The following is a 20219-nucleotide window of genomic DNA, read 5'->3' on the forward strand; positions in this document are numbered from 1 at the left end:
GTTCAGATAGCATTCCCATTTCATCTCAGGAAATCCTATGAACATTTTTCTTTCAAACTGGCGCCCGCACGCAGATGGTATTACTCGCGACACTGAGATTTTTCAAAAAGCGCTGGATACCTTATCGCAAGCGGGCGGCGGTACGCTGGTGGTGGAAAGTGGAAAATATTACCTTGGCGGGTTACGCATGGGGTCAAACACCTGCCTGTGGTTGTCACCCGGTGCAGAACTCATCGTCAGCGATAATTATGCTGACTTCACCCAGGCGGTGGCCTTAAGCCGCGCAGAGTGCTCAGACCGGGCTTTCCTCTATGCCCAGGATGCCGAAAATATCTCGATTTGTGGGGGCGGTACTATTTACGGTAATGCCGATGGTTGGTTCTCCTCATCGGTTGATGATATGGGCTATCGCACGCCCGCCGAACAGCGGCCGCGCATGATTCTTCTGGAAAATTGCCAGCGGGTCAGGCTGGAAAATATCTGTATACACCATGCGCCGATGTGGACAATTCATCTTGTTTCATGTTCACAGGTGGTGATTGATGGCATTACCGTCGATAACGATCTGACAATGGCAAATACTGATGCGCTGGATATCGATAGCTGTCAGCAGGTACACGTTGCTAATAGTTTTTTTAGTGCGGCGGACGATGCAATTTGTCTGAAAACCACCGATAAACCGGCGGCTATCCAACGTCCTCTACGTCAGGTGACGATCGTCAATTGTACCCTGCGCTCAAAAAGCTGTGCTTTTAAAATCGGCACGGAAACCTGGCAAGATATTGAAGATATTGTGGTCAGCAACTGCACTATCTATGATTCGAATCGCGGTATCGGCCTGATTTCACGAGATGGCGGTCGGCTACGAAGAATGCTCTTTACCAGCATGACTTTTGAGTGTGTGGCGGCGCCAGCCTGTCACTGGGGGGAGGCGGACCCGATTTTCCTCTCCGCGCGCCGCAGGAATCCGCAGATCGAGCCCGGTGAGATTACGCAAATCCAGTTTCGTGGGCTTTGCGGAGAATGTGAAGGCGCCATCAATATGCACAGTGAAACCCCTTCCATGATCAACCGAATACGACTCGAGAGTATTCAGCTTACCCAGCGACTGCATTGCCACGGTTGGCAGGGGAATTATGATATTCGTCCGCCGTGTAATCCTTTTTCGCCAACAGGAATGGGTATCGATAACGCCTGGTGCCTCAACCCAGAAACGGGAAAGGCCTGGGGAGTCGAACCCTATCCCGGAGGGCTACCCGTCCTGTTTGCGCAGGGGGTTTCCGATTTAGTCATCACAGAACTTGATTGGCAGCGTCCAGTTCCCCTACCGGCAGGCTGGAATACGCAAGCGCTGTGTCTGGAAAAATGCGAGCGGTCATCCGTGCGGGAAACCTGAGCTAATGAAAAACGCCTCCAGCGGACGCCAGAGGCGGGGAAGTTTACTCTTCTGCCGCATATCCCTGCGGTGGAAGAGGAACATCATCAAGCCAGGCTTCGTTTCCTTCCGCGCGCAGGCGGCCGTCGACAAACCAGCTGATAGCAAGGGGATAGATATCGTGTTCCTGCGCCTGTACGCGGGCGGTAATGTCGTCCTCGGTATCTTCAGCGAAAACCGGTACCTTTGCCTGCAGAACCACCGGACCTCCGTCCAGCTCATCGGTCACAAAATGCACCGACGTCCCGTGCTCCTCATCGCCATTTTCCAGCGCCTGACGATGGGTGTGCAGCCCCGGATATTTTGGCAGCAGGGAAGGGTGGATATTCAGCATGCGCCCCTGGTAGTGGGCGACAAAAGCCGGGCTAAGAATACGCATGTAGCCGGCGAGAACCACCAGATCCGGCGCGTAAGCATCGATCTCGTGCATCAGCTCTCGGTCGAAAGCTTCCCGGTTGGCAAACTGGCTGGCGGCGAGCGCGTGAGCCGGAATATTGGCCGCGCGTGCGCGCTCAAGGCCGAACGCGTCGGCCTTGTTGCTGAAGACTGCACGCAGGGTGCCGTTGATTTTTTTCCGGGCGCAGGCGTCAATAATCGCCTGCAGGTTGCTACCGTTACCGGAAATCAGCACCACGATGTTTTTCATTCAATGACCACACGCTGTTCGGAATCAGAGGCTTTGATATACCCTATTTTCCACGCGCTTTCACCTTTGTCGTTCAGGAAGGCAATGGCTTTATCCGCCGCTTCCGCCGGCAGCGCGATGACCATGCCGACGCCGCAGTTAAAGGTGCGATACATTTCGTGGCTGCTAACGTTACCCGCGGTTTGCAGCCAGTTGAAGACGTCCGGCCACTGCCAGGAGGATTCATCAATGACCGCCTGGGTGTTGTCCGGCAGCACGCGCGGGATGTTTTCCCAGAAGCCGCCGCCGGTCAGGTGGGCGATGGCGTGCACGTCAACGTTGGCGATCAGGTCGAGTACGGATTTCACATAAATGCGGGTCGGCGCCAGCAGATGGTCGGCCAGCGGCTTACCGTTGAGATCGGTGGTTTGCGGGTCAACGCCGCTGACTTCGATAATTTTGCGCACCAGAGAGTAGCCGTTAGAGTGCGGGCCGCTGGAAGCCAGCGCCACCAGCACGTCGCCATCGGCCACTTTGCTGCCGTCGATAATTTCTGATTTTTCTACCACCCCAACGCAGAAACCGGCCACGTCATAATCTTCGCCGTGGTACATGCCCGGCATTTCCGCCGTCTCGCCGCCCACCAGCGCGCAGCCTGACTGCAGACAACCTTCGGCAATGCCGCTGATTACGCTCGACGCAGTATCGACATCCAGTTTGCCGGTCGCGTAGTAATCAAGGAAGAACAGCGGCTCTGCGCCCTGAACCACGAGGTCGTTTACGCACATAGCGACCAGGTCGATACCGATAGTGTCGTGACGCTTGAGGTCCATCGCCAGACGCAGCTTGGTGCCGACGCCGTCGGTGCCGGAGACCAGAACCGGTTCGCGATACTTCTGCGGCAGCGCGCACAGCGCGCCGAATCCGCCCAGTCCACCCATCACTTCCGGGCGGCGGGTTTTCTTCACCACGCCCTTAATACGGTCGACGAGAGCGTTGCCTGCATCAATATCCACGCCGGCATCTTTATAGCTGAGAGAGGTTTTATCGGTCACTGCGAAGTCTCCACGCGTTTGCGGTAGCAATAAAAAACGGCGCAATTCTAACAGGGATAGCAAACGTTTGCGAGCCTGCTTTGCAGCCGATGTAAAACGGCCGTTAAGTGCGCAAATTTGATACTGTTCACGAAAATGAAACCGGGTACATTCTTCTGCTTGCCAGCGTTGTCGGGAATAATCATCATGCCAGTGAAACCGGTTTCTTTCCTGATTCCTGGAGAGATAAACCGCGAATGTGATGGATTCTGGAGGAAAGCTGAGGATGAACATTGCCGCATTTGATATCGGTGGCACGGCGTTAAAAATGGGGGTAATGACGCGCGAAGGCACGCTGCTGGAGAAAGGAAAGCAGAACATCGTCGACAGCGACGGCGACCAGATCCTGCAGGCGATGCTGGCGTGGATCGCCGCTCACCCGGCGTGTGAAGGGGTGGCAATCAGCGCGCCCGGCTACGTTAACCCGCACACCGGCTTTATCGAAATGGGCGGCGCCATCCGTAAATTCGATAACTTCGCCATCAAGCGCTGGCTTGAGCAGCAGGTTCGCCTGCCCGTGGCCATTGAGAATGATGCCAACTGCGTGCTGCTGGCCGAGCGCTGGCGGGGTAAAGCCGCCGACATGAGCAACTTTCTGGTCCTGACCATCGGCACCGGCATCGGCGGGGCGATTTTCTGTAATAACCAGCTGGTCCACGGCGCGCGCTTCCGCGCCGGCGAGTTCGGCTATATGCAAACCGCGCGTCCGGGCACCCGCGATGTGCGGCGCTATTCGATGAACGAAAACTGCACGCTGCGCGTGCTGCGCCATCGCTACGCTGAACATATCGGCAAGGCGCTGGATGACGTCACTGGCGAAGAGATTTTTGACCGCTACGATGCGGGCGACGCCACCTGTCGACGTCTGGTCGCTGAATTCTTTAACGGCCTGGGTACCGGGCTTTACAACCTCGTCAACTTATTCGACCCGCAAACGATTTTGATCGGCGGCGGGATTGTGGAACGACCGGGCTTTCTGGCGCTGCTGCGCGAACATCTGGCCTGGTTTGGCATTGCGGAATATATCGACACCGTCAGCCACGGCAACGATGCCGGGCTGGTAGGCGCGGTTTACCATTTCAATCAGCAATACCGGTCGCAGAGCGGCGACTGCGCATAGGGAGAGAACATGTCCGGATTTAAAGAAGGTTTTCTGTGGGGCGGCGCGGTGGCGGCGCATCAGCTGGAAGGCGGCTGGAAAGAGGGCGGTAAAGGGGTGAGCGTCGCCGACGTGATGACCGCAGGCGCGCACGGCGTACCGCGCGAAATCACCGATGGCGTGCTGCCGGGGAAAAACTACCCCAACCACGAAGCGATCGATTTTTATCATCGCTATAAAGACGACATTCGCCTGTTTGCCGAAATGGGCTTCAAATGCTTCCGCACCTCCATTGCCTGGACGCGCATCTTTCCGCTGGGCGATGAGCAAGAACCTAACGAGGCCGGGCTGCAGTTTTACGACGACCTGTTCGATGAGTGCCTGAAGCACGGTATTGAGCCGGTGATTACGCTCTCCCACTTCGAAATGCCGTACCATCTGGTGACGGAGTACGGCGGCTGGCGTAACCGTAAACTGATTGATTTCTTCGTCCGCTTTGCCCAGGTGGTGTTTACCCGCTACCAGCATAAAGTGAAGTACTGGATGACCTTCAATGAGATCAATAACCAGGCCAACTTCCACGAAGATTTTGCGCCGTTCACCAACTCCGGACTGAAATATCTGCCGGGGGAGGACCGCGAGCCGGTCATGTTTCAGGCGGCGCACTATGAGCTGGTCGCCAGCGCGCTGGCGGTTAAAGCCGCCCGCGAAATTAACCCGTCATTGCAGATTGGCTGCATGATCGCCATGTGTCCGATTTACCCGCTGAGCTGCGCGCCCAACGACATGATGATGGCGATGAACGCCATGCATCGCCGCTACTGGTTTACCGACGTTCACGTGCGCGGCCGCTATCCGCAGCACCTGCTGAACTACTTCGAGCGTCGCGGTTTTGCGCTGGACATCACCGAAGAAGACCGCGTGGCGCTGACTCAGGGCTGCGTCGACTATATCGGCTTTAGCTACTATATGTCGTTCGCCACAAAAGCAACGGATGATAATCCGCAGCTGGATTACGATGAAAGCAAGAGCCTGGTTTCCAACCCGTACGTGCAGAAGTCAGACTGGGGCTGGCAGATTGATCCGGTCGGGCTGCGCTACTCCCTGAACTGGTTCTGGGACCATTACCAGCTGCCGCTGTTTATTGTGGAGAACGGCTTTGGCGCCATCGACGTGCGCGAAGCGGACGGCTCGGTGGATGACCAGTATCGTATTGACTACCTTTCCGCCCATATCGCCGAAATGAAAAAAGCGGTTGTTGAGGATGGCGTCGACCTGATGGGCTATACCCCGTGGGGCTGTATCGACCTGGTTTCCGCGGGAACCGGTGAGATGAAAAAACGCTACGGCTTTATCTACGTGGATAAAGATAATGAGGGCAACGGCACGCTGGCGCGTAGCCGTAAGAAATCTTTTGCCTGGTATCAGCAGGTTATCGGCAGCAACGGCGAAAAGCTATAAACGGCCGTAAAGCCCCATTCAGCCCCGCCTTCGCGGGGTTTTTTTATTTTGTCTTATACTGGCACAGGCAGCGTAAAGCATTTTGGTTGATCCCGGTCAAACATATCGGCTATGGCGTAAAAGGAAAAAGGCGGTATAATCCGGCGATTTTTTTTGTGGCTGCCCCTCAGAGGAGAAAGAGAATGAAGATCGTGGAAGTGAAACACCCACTCGTCAAACACAAGCTGGGCCTGATGCGTGAGCACGACATCAGCACCAAACGCTTCCGTGAACTCGCCTCAGAAGTTGGCAGCTTACTGACTTATGAAGCTACTTCCGATCTGGCGACCGAAAAAGTCACCATCGAAGGCTGGAACGGCCCGGTAGAAATTGAGCAGATCAAAGGCAAGAAAATTACCGTAGTGCCGATTCTGCGCGCGGGTCTGGGGATGATGGAAGGCGTGCTTGAGCACGTGCCGAGCGCGCGTATCAGCGTGGTGGGCATCTATCGTAACGAAGAGACCCTTGAGCCGGTGCCTTACTTCCAGAAGCTGGTATCCAACATCGATGAACGCATGGCGCTGGTGGTTGACCCGATGCTGGCGACCGGCGGCTCCATGATCGCCACCATCGACCTGCTGAAAAAAGCGGGCTGCTCCAGCATTAAGGTGCTGGTTCTGGTGGCGGCGCCGGAAGGCATCGCCGCGCTGGAGAAAGCGCATCCGGACGTTGAGCTGTACACCGCGTCCATCGACCAGGGCCTGAACGAGCACGGATACATTATTCCGGGGCTCGGCGACGCCGGCGATAAGATTTTTGGTACGAAATAAATGATGAAGTAGAAAAAGCCGACTTTGAGAGTCGGCTTTTTTTTGAATAAAACACACCAACAGCAATCAACAAACGACTCTCAGAGGAAAATGCCATGACGCGCCGTGCTATCGGGGTGAGTGAAAGACCGCCGCTTTTACAGACAATCCCGCTTAGTTTGCAACATCTGTTCGCCATGTTTGGCGCAACGGTACTGGTGCCCGTTCTGTTCCATATCAACCCGGCCACGGTACTGCTGTTTAACGGCATCGGAACGCTGTTATATCTTTTCATCTGCAAAGGCAAAATTCCGGCTTATCTCGGATCGAGCTTTGCGTTTATCTCCCCGGTGCTGCTTCTGCTGCCGCTGGGCTACGAAGTCGCTCTCGGCGGCTTTATCATGTGCGGCGTGCTGTTTTGCATCGTCTCCTTTATTGTCAAAAAAGCCGGAACCGGCTGGCTGGACGTGATGTTCCCGCCGGCGGCGATGGGCGCGATTGTCGCGGTTATCGGCCTGGAACTGGCGGGCGTGGCGGCGAATATGGCCGGTCTGCTGCCCGCTGACGGGCAATCGCCGGACAGCAAAACCATTATTATTTCGATGGTGACGCTGGCGGTGACGGTTTTCGGTTCGGTGCTGTTCCGCGGTTTCCTGGCGATTATCCCGATTTTAATCGGCGTCCTGGTCGGCTACGCGCTCTCCTTCGTGATGGGCGTCGTCGATACCACGCCCATCGCCGAGGCCCACTGGTTCGCGCTGCCGACCTTCTACACCCCGCGCTTTGAATGGTTTGCGATTTTCACCATTCTCCCCGCCGCGCTGGTGGTGATCGCCGAGCACGTTGGACATCTGGTAGTCACGGCCAATATCGTCAAAAAAGATCTGATCCGCGATCCGGGCCTGCATCGTTCAATGTTTGCCAACGGCCTGTCTACGGTGATCTCCGGCTTCTTTGGCTCCACGCCAAACACCACCTACGGCGAGAACATTGGCGTGATGGCGATCACCCGCGTCTACAGCACCTGGGTTATCGGCGGCGCGGCGATCATCGCGATTCTGCTCTCCTGCGTCGGCAAGCTGGCGGCGGCGATCCAGATTATCCCGCTGCCGGTAATGGGCGGCGTCTCGCTGCTGCTGTACGGGGTTATCGGCGCTTCGGGTATTCGCGTGCTGATCGAATCTAAAGTCGATTACAACAAGGCGCAGAACCTGATTCTGACCTCCGTTATCCTGATCATCGGCGTCAGCGGGGCAAAAGTGCATATCGGCGCCGCCGAGCTGAAAGGCATGGCGCTGGCGACCATCGTTGGCATCGGGCTGAGCCTGATCTTCAAACTGATTAGCGTGCTGCGTCCGGAAGAGGTGGTTCTCGACGCTGCGGATAGCGAAGAAGCAAAACATTGATCCTTATACCGGGCGGCGATCCTGCCCGGTTCTCTCCTTGCGTATTTCTGTGCTAAACTCTCCGCGTTTTTCTGCAAGCCTATGTTGAGGTCCATCTGAACGCACCGGCACAGCTCTCTTTGCCACTGTATCTTCCCGATGATGAAACTTTCGCGAGTTTCTGGCCGGGCGATAACCCTTCTCTTCTTGCCGCCCTTCAGAACGTGCTGCGGCAGGAACATAGCGGATACATCTACATCTGGTCACGCGAAGGGGCGGGGCGCAGCCATCTCCTGCACGCGGCCTGCGCGGAGCTCTCCCAGCGCGGCGATGCGGTGGGCTACGTACCTCTGGATAAACGGACGTGGTTTGTTCCTGAAGTGCTGGACGGGATGGAGCACCTGTCGCTGGTTTGTATCGATAATATTGAGTGCGTAGCGGGCGATGAACTGTGGGAAATGGCGATTTTCGACCTCTACAACCGCATTCTCGAGTCCGGTAAAACCCGGCTGTTGATTACCGGCGACCGACCGCCGCGCCAGCTCAAGCTTGGCCTGCCGGATCTGGCTTCGCGTCTTGACTGGGGGCAAATCTACAAGCTGCAGCCGCTGTCGGATGAAGACAAGCTCCAGGCGCTTCAGCTTCGCGCCAGACTGCGCGGTTTCGAAATGCCGGAAGACGTCTGTCGGTTCCTGCTTAAGCGGCTGGATCGCGAAATGCGTTCGCTGTTTATGACGCTCGATCAGCTCGATCGCGCTTCCATTACCGCCCAGCGCAAGCTGACCATTCCTTTCGTGAAAGAGATCCTCAAGCTTTAGCGGGCCGCGGCCTGAGGATCAACAACTTAGTTAACGATTTCCAGAACCTGCTCCGGCGGGCGACCGATACGGGCCTCGCCGTGGCTAACGACGATAGGCCGTTCAATCAGCTTTGGATTATCAACCATCGCCTGGATTAGCGCATCTTCGCTAAGCTGCGGGTTTGCGAGATCGAGGGATTTATAGAGATCTTCTTTCTGGCGCATTAAGTCGCGCGCGCTGGCCATCCCCAGCATCTTCAGCAGCTGGCGCAGCGTGGCGGCATCCGGCGGCGTCTCCAGATAGAGCACCACTTCGGGGTCGATGCCGTTAGCCTTCAGCAGGCTGAGCGTGTCGCGACTCTTGGAGCAGCGCGGGTTGTGATAGATTTTGACCGTATCGGACATGAGGTCTCCTTACATTTTCTGGTACGGTTTGAAGCGTTCCTGCAGCTGACGCAGCTGATCGATACGCGCATCGTAGCGGGCCTGCTGCAGACTGCCTAATTTTACCTGTGAGCTGGCGCTGCTGAGCAGGGTAATGGCCTGATCGAGTCGGCCAACCAGCGCCATGCCTTCCGCTCGGGCTGCCAGCTCCTGATCGCGATTTCCCAGTTTAGCTTCCGCTTGCGCCAGCAAATCCCAACCATTGACGTCATCTTTATTATTGAAGGTATAGCGGTTAAGGATCGTCGCCGCTTCTCCCGGCTGCCCGCCTTCCAGCAGGGCGTTGGCGAGGTTGAGCTGCAGCACCGGATTAGTACGCAGCTCGCGGGCGCCCTTCAGGCGATTAATCGCGTCTGTGGCTCTCTTTTGCCCGAGATCGATATCGGTCGCCAGGTCAAGGTACCAGGCGTTCTGCGGTTCGGCGCTCAGCAGCGGCTGCAGCGTTTTGCGCGCCAGATCGTAATTGTTATTGCCCATGGCCAGCAGCGCGCGGCCGTACTGGGCGGCGTGCTGCTCGCGAATATTGCCTTTTTCCCAGCTGCTCAGCAGGTCGTTGCCCAGCTTATTGTCGCCGGAGGTGTACATGCCCAGCGTTCTGGCCTTCGCCAGGTAGAAGTCAGCGGAGGACTGCACCACAACCGGGCGCATCTGGTTCGCACGGTTGCGGGCGTCGGCGAGACGGCTTTCCGGTAAGGGGTGGGTCAGCAGCATTTCCGGCGGCCGGGTGGAGTAGCGCGACTCGTCGAGCAGCTTACCCATAAACGCCGGCATTGCCTGCGGGTCGAACCCGGAGCGCTGAAGGACCTGAATGCCAATGCGGTCGGCCTCTTCTTCATTTTGACGGGTAAAGCTGATCAGCCCCTGCTGGCTGCCCGCCAGGGTGCCGGTCAGCGCGGCCATCCCGGCCTGCGGGCTGGCCATCGCCAGCAGAATCGAGCCCAGCGCGCCGACCCAGGTCAGCGGAGCGTTACGCTTTTGGTCTTCCATCGCGCGGGCGAGATGGCGCTGGGTGACGTGAGAAATTTCGTGCGCCATTACCGACGCCAGCTCGCTTTCATTATCCGAGTAGCGGAACAGGGCCGAGTGCAGTACGACGTTACCGCCGAAGAAAGCAAAGGCGTTTATTTGATCGTTATTAATCAGATAAAAGTGGAACGGGGTGCGAACGGAATTGGCGTGCGACACCAGGCGCATGCCTAAACCGTTAATATACTGCACCAGCAGCGGATCGTTGATTAACGGCGCGCTGCCGCGCAGCTGGCGCACGTAGTAATCTCCCATCTGCATTTCCTGGCCGATGGAGAGCGTGCTTCCTGCAGAGGTGCCCATGTCCGGCAGCGTGTCTGCGGTATCGGCAAAAGCAGGTAATATTGAACCCAGCGTCAGCGACGCTATGACGGTCGCCACCAGCGTTTTCTTCAACTGCCTGAACATAACCTCTGTCCTGTAATGTAGGTGTGCCAGTTTGACCGATTGTGCGGCGTAATGTTCCCTGACCGCAAGCAGGTCCAGCGAGTTTAGCCGTCGTTCGCGGCGTTGCAAATATGATATTCATCCGGCCAGTAATGTTTGTGGTTTTACCCATAAAAAGCGAAGTCTTTTTTGTGACATTTCGATACAATTCCTGAGATTGTTACAGCTCCGCTCTTCAGGGAAGGGTTTTATGCTCCAGATGTTAATGCAGTGGTACCGTCGTCGGTTCAGCGACCCGGAGGCGATAGCGCTGCTGGTCATTTTGCTGGCTGGGTTCGGCATTATGTTTTTCTTCAGCGGTCTGCTGGCACCTTTGTTAGTGTCGATTGTTCTGGCCTATCTGCTGGAGTGGCCCACCGTCAGACTGGAGCGTATCGGGTTTTCACGTACCTGGGCCACCTCGGTCGTTCTGATTCTGTTCGTCGGCATTCTGCTGCTGATGGCGTTTGTGGTGATGCCGGTTGCCTGGCAGCAGGGCATTTATCTGATTCGCGATATGCCCGGGATGCTGAATAAACTTTCCGATTTCGCCGCCACGGTGCCGCGCCGTTATCCGGCCCTCATGGATGCCGGCATTATCGACGCGATGGCGGAGAATATGCGCAGCCGGATGTTAACCGTCGGCGACTCGGTGGTGAAATATTCGCTGGCCTCTCTGGTCGGGCTGCTGACCCTGGCGGTCTATCTGGTGCTGGTGCCGCTGATGGTTTTCTTTCTGCTGAAAGATAAAGAGCAGATGCTTAACGCCGTACGCCGGGTGCTGCCGCGCAACCGCGGCCTGGCCGGGCAGGTATGGAAAGAGATGAACCAGCAAATTACCAACTATATTCGCGGTAAGGTGCTGGAAATGATCGTCGTCGGCGTGGCGACGTGGATTGGCTTTATCCTTTTTGGCCTCAACTATTCGCTGCTGCTGGCGGTGCTGGTAGGGTTCTCGGTATTAATCCCCTATATCGGCGCGTTTGTGGTCACCATTCCGGTGGTGGGCGTGGCGCTGTTCCAGTTTGGCGCGGGAACCGAGTTCTGGAGCCTGTTTGCGGTGTACCTGATTATTCAGGCGCTGGATGGCAACCTGCTGGTGCCGGTACTCTTCTCGGAAGCCGTTAACCTGCATCCGCTGGTGATTATTCTGTCGGTGGTTATTTTTGGCGGTCTGTGGGGATTCTGGGGCGTGTTCTTCGCTATCCCGCTGGCGACGCTCATCAAAGCGGTGGTGCACGCCTGGCCGGATGGCCTGATAATGGAAGACGAGCATTAGCGCGAAGCCGCAAGGAATGCCCTAAAAAAAGACGCCGGGTGGTTGAGAACGACCCGGCGTCTTGCGTTTATCTTAGCGTCAGGCGTTTTCTTTCAGCCAGTTCAGCACCACGTCGTGGTGATTGCTGGTTTTGAAATCATCAAACACATGTTCGATTTTGCCGTTGGCGTCGATGAGGAAGCTAATACGATGGATACCGTCGTAGGTTTTCCCCATAAAGGTTTTTTCACCCCAGATACCAAACTGCTCGCATACCTGATGATCTTCATCAGACAGCAGAGTGAAGTTCAGCAGCTCTTTTTCGGCGAAACGGGAGAGTTTTTCTGGTTTATCCGTACTGATACCCAGTACTTCAACGCCTGCTTTTTTCAGGTCGTCCATATTATCGCGTAAACCGCACGCCTGTACGGTGCAGCCCGGGGTCATGGCTTTCGGATAAAAATAAACCAGAACACGCTGTCCCTGGAAGTCGGTCAAATTTACTTCCTCGCCGTCCTGGTCCGGTAAGCTAAATTTCGGTGCAATATCACCGGCTTTCAGTGGGTTCATCACTCAAACTCCATCCTGTTCATCATGCTGTGAATAATTAACAATGTTAATACTGCCTTGTGCATTCAGTTCTGTACATAGGGCTTTGAACGCTTGTTCGATATTTGATGCATTTTGCGTAGTCGGGCTGTGGGCGGTGATTTGAATAAAAAGCTGTGCTGACTCGTCGTTCGCTCCGGGCTGAGTGCGGGAAACCAGCTCGGCAATGTTCATTTTCCACGTATCGCACAGCGCCGTAAACCGCTCAATGATATGCGGCGAATCCGGCACCTCAACCTGAACCCAGACGGTGTTCTGCATCGCCTGAGGTGGCCTCGCGGTTGTACGCTTCATCACGATAAGCAGATCCAGTTCGGCGCCTTTCAGCGGCAGAGTGGATTCAATCAGGTTAATTGCATTCCACGAGCCGGAAAGCAGCATGATAAACGTAAACTCATCGCCAAGCATGGCCAGCCGACTGTCTTCAATATTACAGCCGCAGCTGCTGACGTGACGAGTGATCGTATTCACGATGCCTGGGCGGTCAGCACCCAACGCGGTAATAACCAGATAGTGTTGTAATGAGGCTGTCAAACCTGTTCTTCCTTTAAAAAGGTGAGGTAACGTTAGGAAAGCATAAAAAAAACCGGCATACAACATCCCTGATGGCATCGGGTCTCTTGCTTTTATTACGACTCCAAACGTAACATTGAGAATCTTGTCCCACTTATGCTCTGAGGATGGCCCATGTTTACGGGAAGTATTGTAGCGCTTGTCACGCCAATGGATGAAAACGGCAACGTCTGCCGGTCAAGCCTGAAAAAACTGATTGATTATCATGTCGCCAGCGGAACCTCGGCGATCGTTTCGGTAGGGACTACCGGAGAGTCCGCAACATTGAGCCATGAAGAGCATGGTGATGTGGTGATGCAGACGCTGGAGCTGGCCGACGGGCGTATCCCGGTCATTGCCGGTACCGGTGCAAATGCAACCGCAGAGGCGATTAGCCTGACCAAGCGATTTAACGATAGCGGCGTGGTTGGCTGCCTGACGGTAACGCCGTATTACAACCGTCCGACCCAGGAAGGGCTGTTCCAACACTTTAAAGCTATCGCAGAACATACTGACCTGCCGCAAATCCTGTATAATGTGCCGTCCCGTACCGGTTGCGATATGCTGCCTGAAACCGTTGGTCGTCTGGCGGAAATTAAAAATATTATCGGTATTAAGGAAGCGACGGGGAACTTAAGCCGCGTTCATCAGATCAAAGAGCTGGTTTCAGATGACTTTATTCTGCTGAGCGGCGATGACGCGACCGGAATGGACTTTATGCAGCTTGGCGGTCATGGCGTGATTTCCGTAACGACAAACGTTGCGGCGCGCGAAATGGCCGAGATGTGCCGACTGGCGCTAGCAGGTCAATTTGCCGAAGCTCGTGCGATTAACCAGCGTCTGATGCCATTGCATACCAAATTATTTGTCGAACCCAACCCTATTCCGGTCAAATGGGCCTGTAAGGCGTTGGGTCTTGTGGCGACCGATACGCTACGCCTGCCGATGACCCCGATTACCGAAAACGGTATTAAGGTTGTGACCGCAGCGCTGAAGCATGCCGGTTTGCTGTAAAGTTTAGGGAGATTTGATGGCTTACTCAGTACAGAAGTCGCGCCTGGCGAAGGTTGCGGGTGTTTCGCTGGTTCTACTCCTCGCGGCCTGTAGTTCTGACTCGCGCTACAAGCGTCAGGTGAGCGGCGACGAGGCCTATTTGCAGGCTACGCCGCTTAGTGAACTTCACGCGCCAGCAGGGATGATCCTGCCGATTCAGGTGGGTGATTATAATATTCCGGTTGCGACCAGCACCGGTAACACTGGCAAAGCCCTGGACATTCGTCCGCCGGCCCAGCCACTGGCGCTGGTCAGCGGCGCGCGTACGCAGTTTAACGGTGATACCGCGACGCTGATGGTGGAAAACGGACGCAGCGGTTCGCTGTGGGCGCAGGTGGCAAGCATCGTGCAGTCAAAAAACTACACTATCGCGAAACGCGACGATGCCAGCCAGACGCTGAATACCGACTGGGTCGAATGGAATCGCCTCGATGAAGACCAGCAGTATCGTGGTCGCTATCAAATCTCAGTTAAGCAGCAGGGCTATCAGCAGGCGGTGATCGTGAAGCTGGTGAATCTGGAGCAGGCGGGTAAACCTGTTGCCGATCCGGCTTCGCTGCAGCGCTACAGTACCGCCATGCTGAACGTCATCTCCGAAGGTCTGGATCTGAACGCCACCAGCGCGCAGAACGCCGCGCAGAAAAACGCCGGGGCGACCTTCGACGTGCAGAGCGGCGCTGATGATACCGGCCTGCCGATGCTGATCGTTCGCGCGCCGTTTAACCTGGTGTGGCAACGCCTGCCGGGCGCGCTGGAAAAAGTGGGCATGAAGGTCACCGATAGCTCTCGTTCTCAGGGCAGCTTCTCCGTCACCTACAAACCGCTTTCCGACAGCGGCTGGACCGATCTGGGCGCCCGCGACCCGCAGCTGGTTTCCGGCGATTATAAACTGCAGGTCGGGGACCTCGATAACCGCAGCAGTCTGCAGTTCATCGACCCGAAAGGCCATACGCTGACGCAGTCGCAAAATGATGCCCTGGTTGCCGTATTCCAGGCCGCATTAAGTAAGTAATTAACAGGGCTGGAGCAATCCGGCCCTTTTTAATGTATAGTGACGCAAACGTGTGCGTCAGCAGAAAAGCACAAATTTTTATCGTTAATCATCACTGGAGTGACAAAGATGCAAAAGCAAGCTGAGTTGTATCGTGGTAAAGCGAAGACGGTATACAGCACCGAAAACCCGGATCTGTTGATACTCGAATTCCGTAACGATACGTCAGCAGGGGACGGCGCTCGCATTGAGCAGTTCGATCGTAAAGGCATGGTGAACAACAAGTTCAACCATTTCATTATGAGCAAGCTGGCGGAAGCGGGTATCCCGACCCAGATGGAAGCGCTGTTGTCCGATACCGAGTGTCTGGTTAAAAAGCTGGATATGGTGCCGGTGGAGTGCGTGGTGCGCAACCGCGCTGCCGGTTCGCTGGTGAAACGCTTAGGGATTGAAGAGGGCATCGAGCTCAACCCGCCGCTGTTCGACCTGTTCCTGAAGAACGACGCCATGCACGACCCGATGGTCAACGAATCCTACTGTGAAACCTTTGGCTGGGTGAGCAAAGAGAACCTGGCGCGTATGCAGGAGCTGACCTACAAAGCTAACGATGTGCTGAAAAAGCTGTTTGACGATGCGGGCCTGATCCTGGTGGACTTCAAGCTGGAGTTCGGTCTGTTCAAAGGCGAAGTGGTGCTGGGGGATGAATTTTCTCCGGACGGCAGCCGTCTGTGGGATAAAAAAACCATGGATAAAATGGACAAAGACCGCTTCCGCCAGAGCCTTGGCGGCCTGATTGAAGCCTACGAAGAAGTCGCTCATCGCCTGGGCGTGAAGCTCGACTAATCCCCCGACGCCAGAAGAAGTTTTCTTCTTCTGGCGCTCTTCTTGCTGTTTCCTGTGGTAATCCTCCGCTGAACCGCCTACGATCTTATTCATTGGTTAATATGATGAATTGAGGTGCTTATGCGCTGGCAAGGACGTCGCGAGAGCGACAATGTGGAAGATCGTCGTGGTCAATCTGGTTCACCGATGGGCGGCGGAGGCGGTTTTCGTCTCCCCAGCGGTAAAGGCGGCATTGTACTGCTGATTATTGTTCTGGTGGCGGGCTATTACGGCGTGGATTTAACCGGCATGCTGACCGGCGAGCCGGTATCTCAACAGCAAACCACCCAACGCTCCATTAGCCCGCAGGATGAAGAGGCCGCGAAATTCACGAAGGTGATTCTGGCGGACACGGAAGATACCTGGGGCGCTATTTTTAAAGATATGGGCCGTCAGTATCCGCAGCCCAAACTGGTGATGTACCGCGGCGCGACGCGGACCGCCTGCGGCACCGGTCAATCGGTCATGGGGCCTTTTTACTGCCCTGCGGACAGCACGGTGTATATCGACCTGTCATTCTACGATGAGATGAGAAACAAGCTTGGCGCCGGCGGCGATTTCGCGCAGGGTTACGTTATCGCCCACGAGGTTGGCCATCACGTACAAAAGCTGTTGGGTATTGAATCGAAAGTGCGCCAGCTGCAGCAAAACGCTTCGCAGGCGGAAGCGAACCGTCTGTCGGTAAGAATGGAGCTACAGGCGGACTGCTTTGCCGGCGTCTGGGGCTACAACATGCAGAAGCAAGACTACATGGAGACCGGCGATCTGCAGGAAGCGCTGAATGCCGCAGAGGCGATTGGCGACGATCGCCTGCAGCAGCAGAGCCAGGGGCGCGTCGTGCCGGACAGCTTTACCCACGGAACGTCGCAGCAGCGCTATACCTGGTTTAAACGCGGTTTCGATAGCGGCGACCCGGCGCAGTGCAACACCTTCGGCAACGCGCTGTAATGCTCTGTTGTCATGGATGAACTGCGTCACCTGACGGCGCAGATGGCGCGCGAAGGCGTTCGTCGTCTGCTGGTTCTCAGCGGCGACGATGCCTGGACCCTGCATCAGGCGCAAAGAGTACGTACCGCGCTGGCCGGCGACGGGCTGTGGGTCGGCCCGCGTCCGATGCCCGAGCCGTACGTCTCGTCTGCTGCCCTGAAATCGCTGCTGGGCCGCGAATTCCAGCACGCCTTTTTCGATGCCCGCGAGGGTTTTGATGTGGCGGCCTTTGCCGCATTAGCCGGTACGCTGCGCGCCGGAAGCTGGCTGGTATTGCTCACCCCCGACTTTGCGCAATGGCCGGCCCGTCCTGATGCGGATTCTCTGCGCTGGAGCGACGCTCCCGATCCCATCCCCACGCCGAATTTTGTTTATCGTTTTTGTCAACAGATTAAGATTAGTGCGGATAACGCGTCCATTCTCTGGCGGCAGGGCAATGAACTTGCGGTGCCCGCGTTACCCGTGCGCCCGCCATGGCATCCCGCCGACGGACATCCGCAGGCGGAGCAGGCTGCCGTGCTTGCCGAACTGGCCCGGTTCCCTCCCGGTATTGCGGCGCTAACCGCCGAGCGCGGGCGAGGCAAGTCCGCGCTCGCGGGAATGCTTATTCGCCATCTGGGGGGAGATGCCATCGTCACGGCACCGGCGCGGGGAGCAGCGGAGGTGATGGCGACATTCGCCGGGGAGGCTTTCCGCTTTATGGCCCCCGACGCATTGCTGGCTTCCGGCTACACTGCCGGATGGCTGATTGTCGATGAGGCCGCGGCCATCCCCGGGCCGCTGCTGCGCCAGCTGGTCTCCCGCTTCCCGAGGACGCTGTTGACCACTACCGTTCAGGGGTACGAGGGGACAGGACGCGGCTTTTTGCTTAAGTTTTGCGCCAGTTTTGCGCACTTACGGCAGTTTAGCCTGACGACGCCCATCCGTTGGGCAAGCGGCTGCCCGCTGGAGGCAGCGATTGCGCGGCTGCTGCTGTTCAACGACGAGACCTTTCAGCACGCGCCAGGCGGCGATATCGCGCTGGAAAGCGTCAACCAGGAGAGCTGGCGGCGACAGTCTGCGTTACCGGAAGCGATGTATCAGCTGCTCTCCGGGGCCCACTATCGCACGTCGCCGCTGGACCTCCGGCGCATGATGGATGCGCCGGGGCAGCATTTTACCTGCGCCCGCGGCGGGGAGCGCATCGCCGGAGCGCTATGGCTGGTGGAGGAGGGTGGTCTTGAGCCGCCGCTTAGCCAGGCGGTGTGGGCCGGCTATCGTCGTCCGCGCGGCAATCTGGTGGCGCAGTCGCTGGCGGCACACGGCGGTAGCCCACTGGCGGCTACGTTGGCGGGGCTGCGCATCAGCCGTATTGCCGTGCATCCGGCTCGCCAGCGCGAAGGGCTGGGGCAGCGGCTGGTGGCCCGGGCGGCGTCGCAGGCTGCGGACCGGGATTATCTCTCGGTGAGTTTTGGCTACACGCCTGAGCTGTGGCGTTTCTGGCAACGCTGCGGTTTTACGCTGGTGCGGCTGGGCACGCATCGGGAAGCCAGCAGCGGCTGTTACACCGCGATGGCGCTCTATCCTCTCAGCGAAGCGGGCCATCGCCTGGCAAGCGAAGAAGCCCAACGGCTGCAGCGCGACGAATTCTGGCTGCGCGAGTGGCGAGATGAACCTGTGCCGCTGACGGCGCTGAAAGCGACTATTCTTACTGAAGAAGACTGGCTGGAGGTGGCGGGTTTTGCTTTTGCCCATCGTCCGCTGCTGACCTCGGCGGGTAGCCTCAATCGCCTGCTTATATTGGTGGAGCTGCCGCTTCCGGCGCTGCGGGCCCGCCTGCAGCAGCAGGATGAGGCCGCGCTTTGCCGGACGTTAGGCTTATCCGGACGGAAAGCGCTGCTGGCCAGGCTGCGCGAAGAGGCGGCGCAGGCGCTGCTCAGCCTGGATGGAAACCGCGCCAACGACCTGCGCCGGCAGGTTCAAATGCTGCAATTTTTTTAACTAACTCCTTCAGTTAAATGGCATGGTCATATTTCGCATGCGGCGTAAACTTCCTTGCAGACATTAAGGAGACAGCCATGAAACACGATCATTTTATTGTTCAAAGCCCCGCGACACCTGCACAGCAACTGCTGCTGCTGTTTCATGGCGTCGGCGATAACCCGGTGGCCATGGGGCAAATCGGTAGCTGGTTTGCGCCGCTGTTTCCCGATGCGCTGATTGTCAGTATCGGCGGCGCTGAGCCGTGCGGTCCGCCTCCGGGACGCCAGTGGTTTTCCGTGCAGGGCGTTAGCGAAGAAAATCGCCAGCAGCGGGTGGATGCCATCATGCCGACCTTTATTGAAACGGTGCGCTACTGGCAACAGCAGAGCGGCGTCAGCCCGCAGGCGACGGCGCTGATCGGCTTCTCACAGGGGGCGATTATGTCGCTGGAGAGCATTAAAGCCGAGCCGGGTCTGGCATCGCGGGTGATCGCCTTTAACGGCCGTTATGCGACGCTGCCGGAGACCGCGACGACCGCGACCACTGTTCACCTGATCCACGGCGGTGAAGATCGGGTGATCGATCTGGCGTGGGCGGTAGCGGGGCAGGAGGCGCTGCAGCAGGCCGGCGGTGACGTGACGCTGGATATTGTTGAAGATCTGGGGCACGCGATTGACGATCGCAGTATGCAGTTTGCCCTCGATCATCTGCGCTTTACCGTACCGAAGCATTATTTCGATGAAGCCCTCAGCGGCAGCACGCCGAAAGACAGCGATATTATTGAACTGCTGTGAATAATAAACCCGGAGGCGGCGCGATGCGCCTGTCCGGGCTACCGGACCTGCAGACGAGCTGTAAACCCGTAGCCCGGGCAAGGCGCGTTAAGCGCCGCCCCCGGGAAAAGAGCGCAGAGTGGGGTAATCTTCCGGAGGCGATGCTGCGCATCTGTCCGGGCTACCGGCCCGCAGACGGGGGGGGAACCCGGAGCCCGGGCAAGGCGCGTTAAGCGCCGCCCCCGGGAAAAGAGCGCAGAGTGGGATAATTTCCCGGAGGCGATGCTGCGCATCTGTTCGGGCTACCGGACCTGCAACGAGCTGGAAACCCGTAGCCCGGGCAAGGCGCGTTAAGCGCCGCCCCCGGGAAAAGAGCGCAGAGTGGGATATTTTTCCGGAGGCGATGCTGCGCACCTGTCCGGGCTTGTATGATTACTCCGTCAGAAAGAACCGGCCAGTTCTCTCTGATGGCGGTCCGGATGCCGTGTCCGGGCTTAGGCTTTCGCGCCTGTTCCGTAGATCCTTTGCACCGGACCGCCGTTCTTTCTCATGTGATAAACCGGACAGTAT

General features: G+C 57.1%; 19 protein-coding genes. 13 read left to right on the plus strand and 6 right to left on the minus strand.

All coding sequences use genetic code 11. The features are described 5' to 3' along the window. The first annotated feature begins 37 nt into the window (after nucleotides 1-37). Entirely contained in the window at nucleotides 38-1396 is a 1359-nt protein-coding gene (locus JLG71_RS07170) for a glycoside hydrolase family 28 protein (protein WP_025106614.1), read from the plus strand. Between the two features lie 43 nt (nucleotides 1397-1439). Here JLG71_RS07170 and purN read toward each other — a convergent pair whose 3' ends face one another. After that, nucleotides 1440-2081, minus strand: coding sequence for a phosphoribosylglycinamide formyltransferase (gene purN, locus JLG71_RS07175; protein WP_014230347.1), 642 nt, complete (start codon nucleotides 2079-2081; stop codon nucleotides 1440-1442). Beyond that, entirely contained in the window at nucleotides 2078-3115 is a 1038-nt protein-coding gene (purM, locus tag JLG71_RS07180; RefSeq protein WP_004853107.1) for a phosphoribosylformylglycinamidine cyclo-ligase, read from the minus strand. Before purM ends, purN begins: the two co-directional genes overlap by 4 nt. A 265-nt stretch (nucleotides 3116-3380) precedes the next feature. On the opposite strand from purM, the gene bglK reads away from it, so the two are divergent. The 5 genes from bglK to JLG71_RS07205 all read left to right on the plus strand — a co-directional run bounded on the left by bglK (nucleotide 3381) and on the right by JLG71_RS07205 (nucleotide 8705). Continuing rightward, a complete protein-coding gene (bglK, locus tag JLG71_RS07185) occupies nucleotides 3381-4274 on the plus strand; it encodes a beta-glucoside kinase BglK (RefSeq protein WP_014230345.1) in 894 nt (297 codons plus the stop codon). A gap of 9 nt (nucleotides 4275-4283) precedes the next feature. Next, nucleotides 4284-5714 carry a 6-phospho-beta-glucosidase gene (locus tag JLG71_RS07190; RefSeq protein ID WP_032720526.1) on the plus strand — a complete coding sequence of 477 codons (1431 nt, stop codon included), beginning with the start codon at nucleotides 4284-4286 and terminating at the stop codon, nucleotides 5712-5714. Nucleotides 5715-5896: 182 nt separating this feature from the next. Then, a complete protein-coding gene (upp, locus tag JLG71_RS07195; RefSeq protein ID WP_004123492.1) occupies nucleotides 5897-6523 on the plus strand; it encodes a uracil phosphoribosyltransferase in 627 nt (208 codons plus the stop codon). 95 nt (nucleotides 6524-6618) lie between these two features. Continuing rightward, nucleotides 6619-7908, plus strand: a complete 1290-nt coding sequence (gene uraA / locus JLG71_RS07200; protein WP_004123491.1) for a uracil permease — start codon at nucleotides 6619-6621, stop codon at nucleotides 7906-7908. Between the two features lie 95 nt (nucleotides 7909-8003). Then, entirely contained in the window at nucleotides 8004-8705 is a 702-nt protein-coding gene (locus JLG71_RS07205; RefSeq protein WP_211800913.1) for a DnaA inactivator Hda, read from the plus strand. A gap of 26 nt (nucleotides 8706-8731) precedes the next feature. Here JLG71_RS07205 and arsC read toward each other — a convergent pair whose 3' ends face one another. Further along, on the minus strand, nucleotides 8732-9091 hold the full coding sequence (gene arsC / locus JLG71_RS07210) for an arsenate reductase (glutaredoxin) (protein ID WP_004853095.1): 360 nt from the start codon (nucleotides 9089-9091) through the stop codon (nucleotides 8732-8734). A 9-nt stretch (nucleotides 9092-9100) separates the two neighbouring features. Further along, nucleotides 9101-10564 (minus strand): beta-barrel assembly-enhancing protease, encoded by a 1464-nt coding sequence (gene bepA / locus JLG71_RS07215; protein WP_004853093.1) that lies wholly within the window; start codon nucleotides 10562-10564, stop codon nucleotides 9101-9103. A 229-nt stretch (nucleotides 10565-10793) separates the two neighbouring features. Between bepA and JLG71_RS07220 the strand changes: the two genes are divergently transcribed. Next, nucleotides 10794-11861 (plus strand): AI-2E family transporter, encoded by a 1068-nt coding sequence (locus tag JLG71_RS07220; RefSeq protein WP_102803369.1) that lies wholly within the window; start codon nucleotides 10794-10796, stop codon nucleotides 11859-11861. 78 nt (nucleotides 11862-11939) lie between these two features. On the opposite strand, the gene bcp is transcribed toward JLG71_RS07220, so the two are convergent. Then, entirely contained in the window at nucleotides 11940-12410 is a 471-nt protein-coding gene (gene bcp / locus JLG71_RS07225) for a thioredoxin-dependent thiol peroxidase (RefSeq protein ID WP_004104423.1), read from the minus strand. A 3-nt stretch (nucleotides 12411-12413) separates the two neighbouring features. Beyond that, nucleotides 12414-12983 carry a glycine cleavage system transcriptional repressor gene (locus JLG71_RS07230; protein WP_004123480.1) on the minus strand — a complete coding sequence of 190 codons (570 nt, stop codon included), beginning with the start codon at nucleotides 12981-12983 and terminating at the stop codon, nucleotides 12414-12416. A 153-nt stretch (nucleotides 12984-13136) separates the two neighbouring features. Between JLG71_RS07230 and dapA the strand changes: the two genes are divergently transcribed. The 6 genes from dapA to ypfH all read left to right on the plus strand — a co-directional run bounded on the left by dapA (nucleotide 13137) and on the right by ypfH (nucleotide 19670). After that, nucleotides 13137-14015, plus strand: coding sequence for a 4-hydroxy-tetrahydrodipicolinate synthase (dapA, locus tag JLG71_RS07235; RefSeq protein ID WP_004853086.1), 879 nt, complete (start codon nucleotides 13137-13139; stop codon nucleotides 14013-14015). 16 nt (nucleotides 14016-14031) lie between these two features. Further along, nucleotides 14032-15066, plus strand: coding sequence for an outer membrane protein assembly factor BamC (gene bamC / locus JLG71_RS07240; RefSeq protein ID WP_004853085.1), 1035 nt, complete (start codon nucleotides 14032-14034; stop codon nucleotides 15064-15066). Between the two features lie 108 nt (nucleotides 15067-15174). Next, nucleotides 15175-15888, plus strand: coding sequence for a phosphoribosylaminoimidazolesuccinocarboxamide synthase (gene purC / locus JLG71_RS07245; RefSeq protein ID WP_004104417.1), 714 nt, complete (start codon nucleotides 15175-15177; stop codon nucleotides 15886-15888). 120 nt (nucleotides 15889-16008) lie between these two features. Further along, nucleotides 16009-16875, plus strand: coding sequence for a KPN_02809 family neutral zinc metallopeptidase (gene ypfJ, locus JLG71_RS07250; protein ID WP_200914032.1), 867 nt, complete (start codon nucleotides 16009-16011; stop codon nucleotides 16873-16875). A gap of 12 nt (nucleotides 16876-16887) precedes the next feature. Continuing rightward, a complete protein-coding gene (locus JLG71_RS07255; RefSeq protein WP_200914033.1) occupies nucleotides 16888-18894 on the plus strand; it encodes a tRNA(Met) cytidine acetyltransferase TmcA in 2007 nt (668 codons plus the stop codon). A gap of 77 nt (nucleotides 18895-18971) precedes the next feature. After that, nucleotides 18972-19670, plus strand: a complete 699-nt coding sequence (gene ypfH / locus JLG71_RS07260) for an esterase (protein WP_004853078.1) — start codon at nucleotides 18972-18974, stop codon at nucleotides 19668-19670. Nucleotides 19671-20219 lie beyond the last annotated feature (549 nt).

Origin of the sequence: Klebsiella michiganensis (assembly GCF_015139575.1) — a bacterium.
Lineage (GTDB): Bacteria > Pseudomonadota > Gammaproteobacteria > Enterobacterales > Enterobacteriaceae > Klebsiella > Klebsiella michiganensis.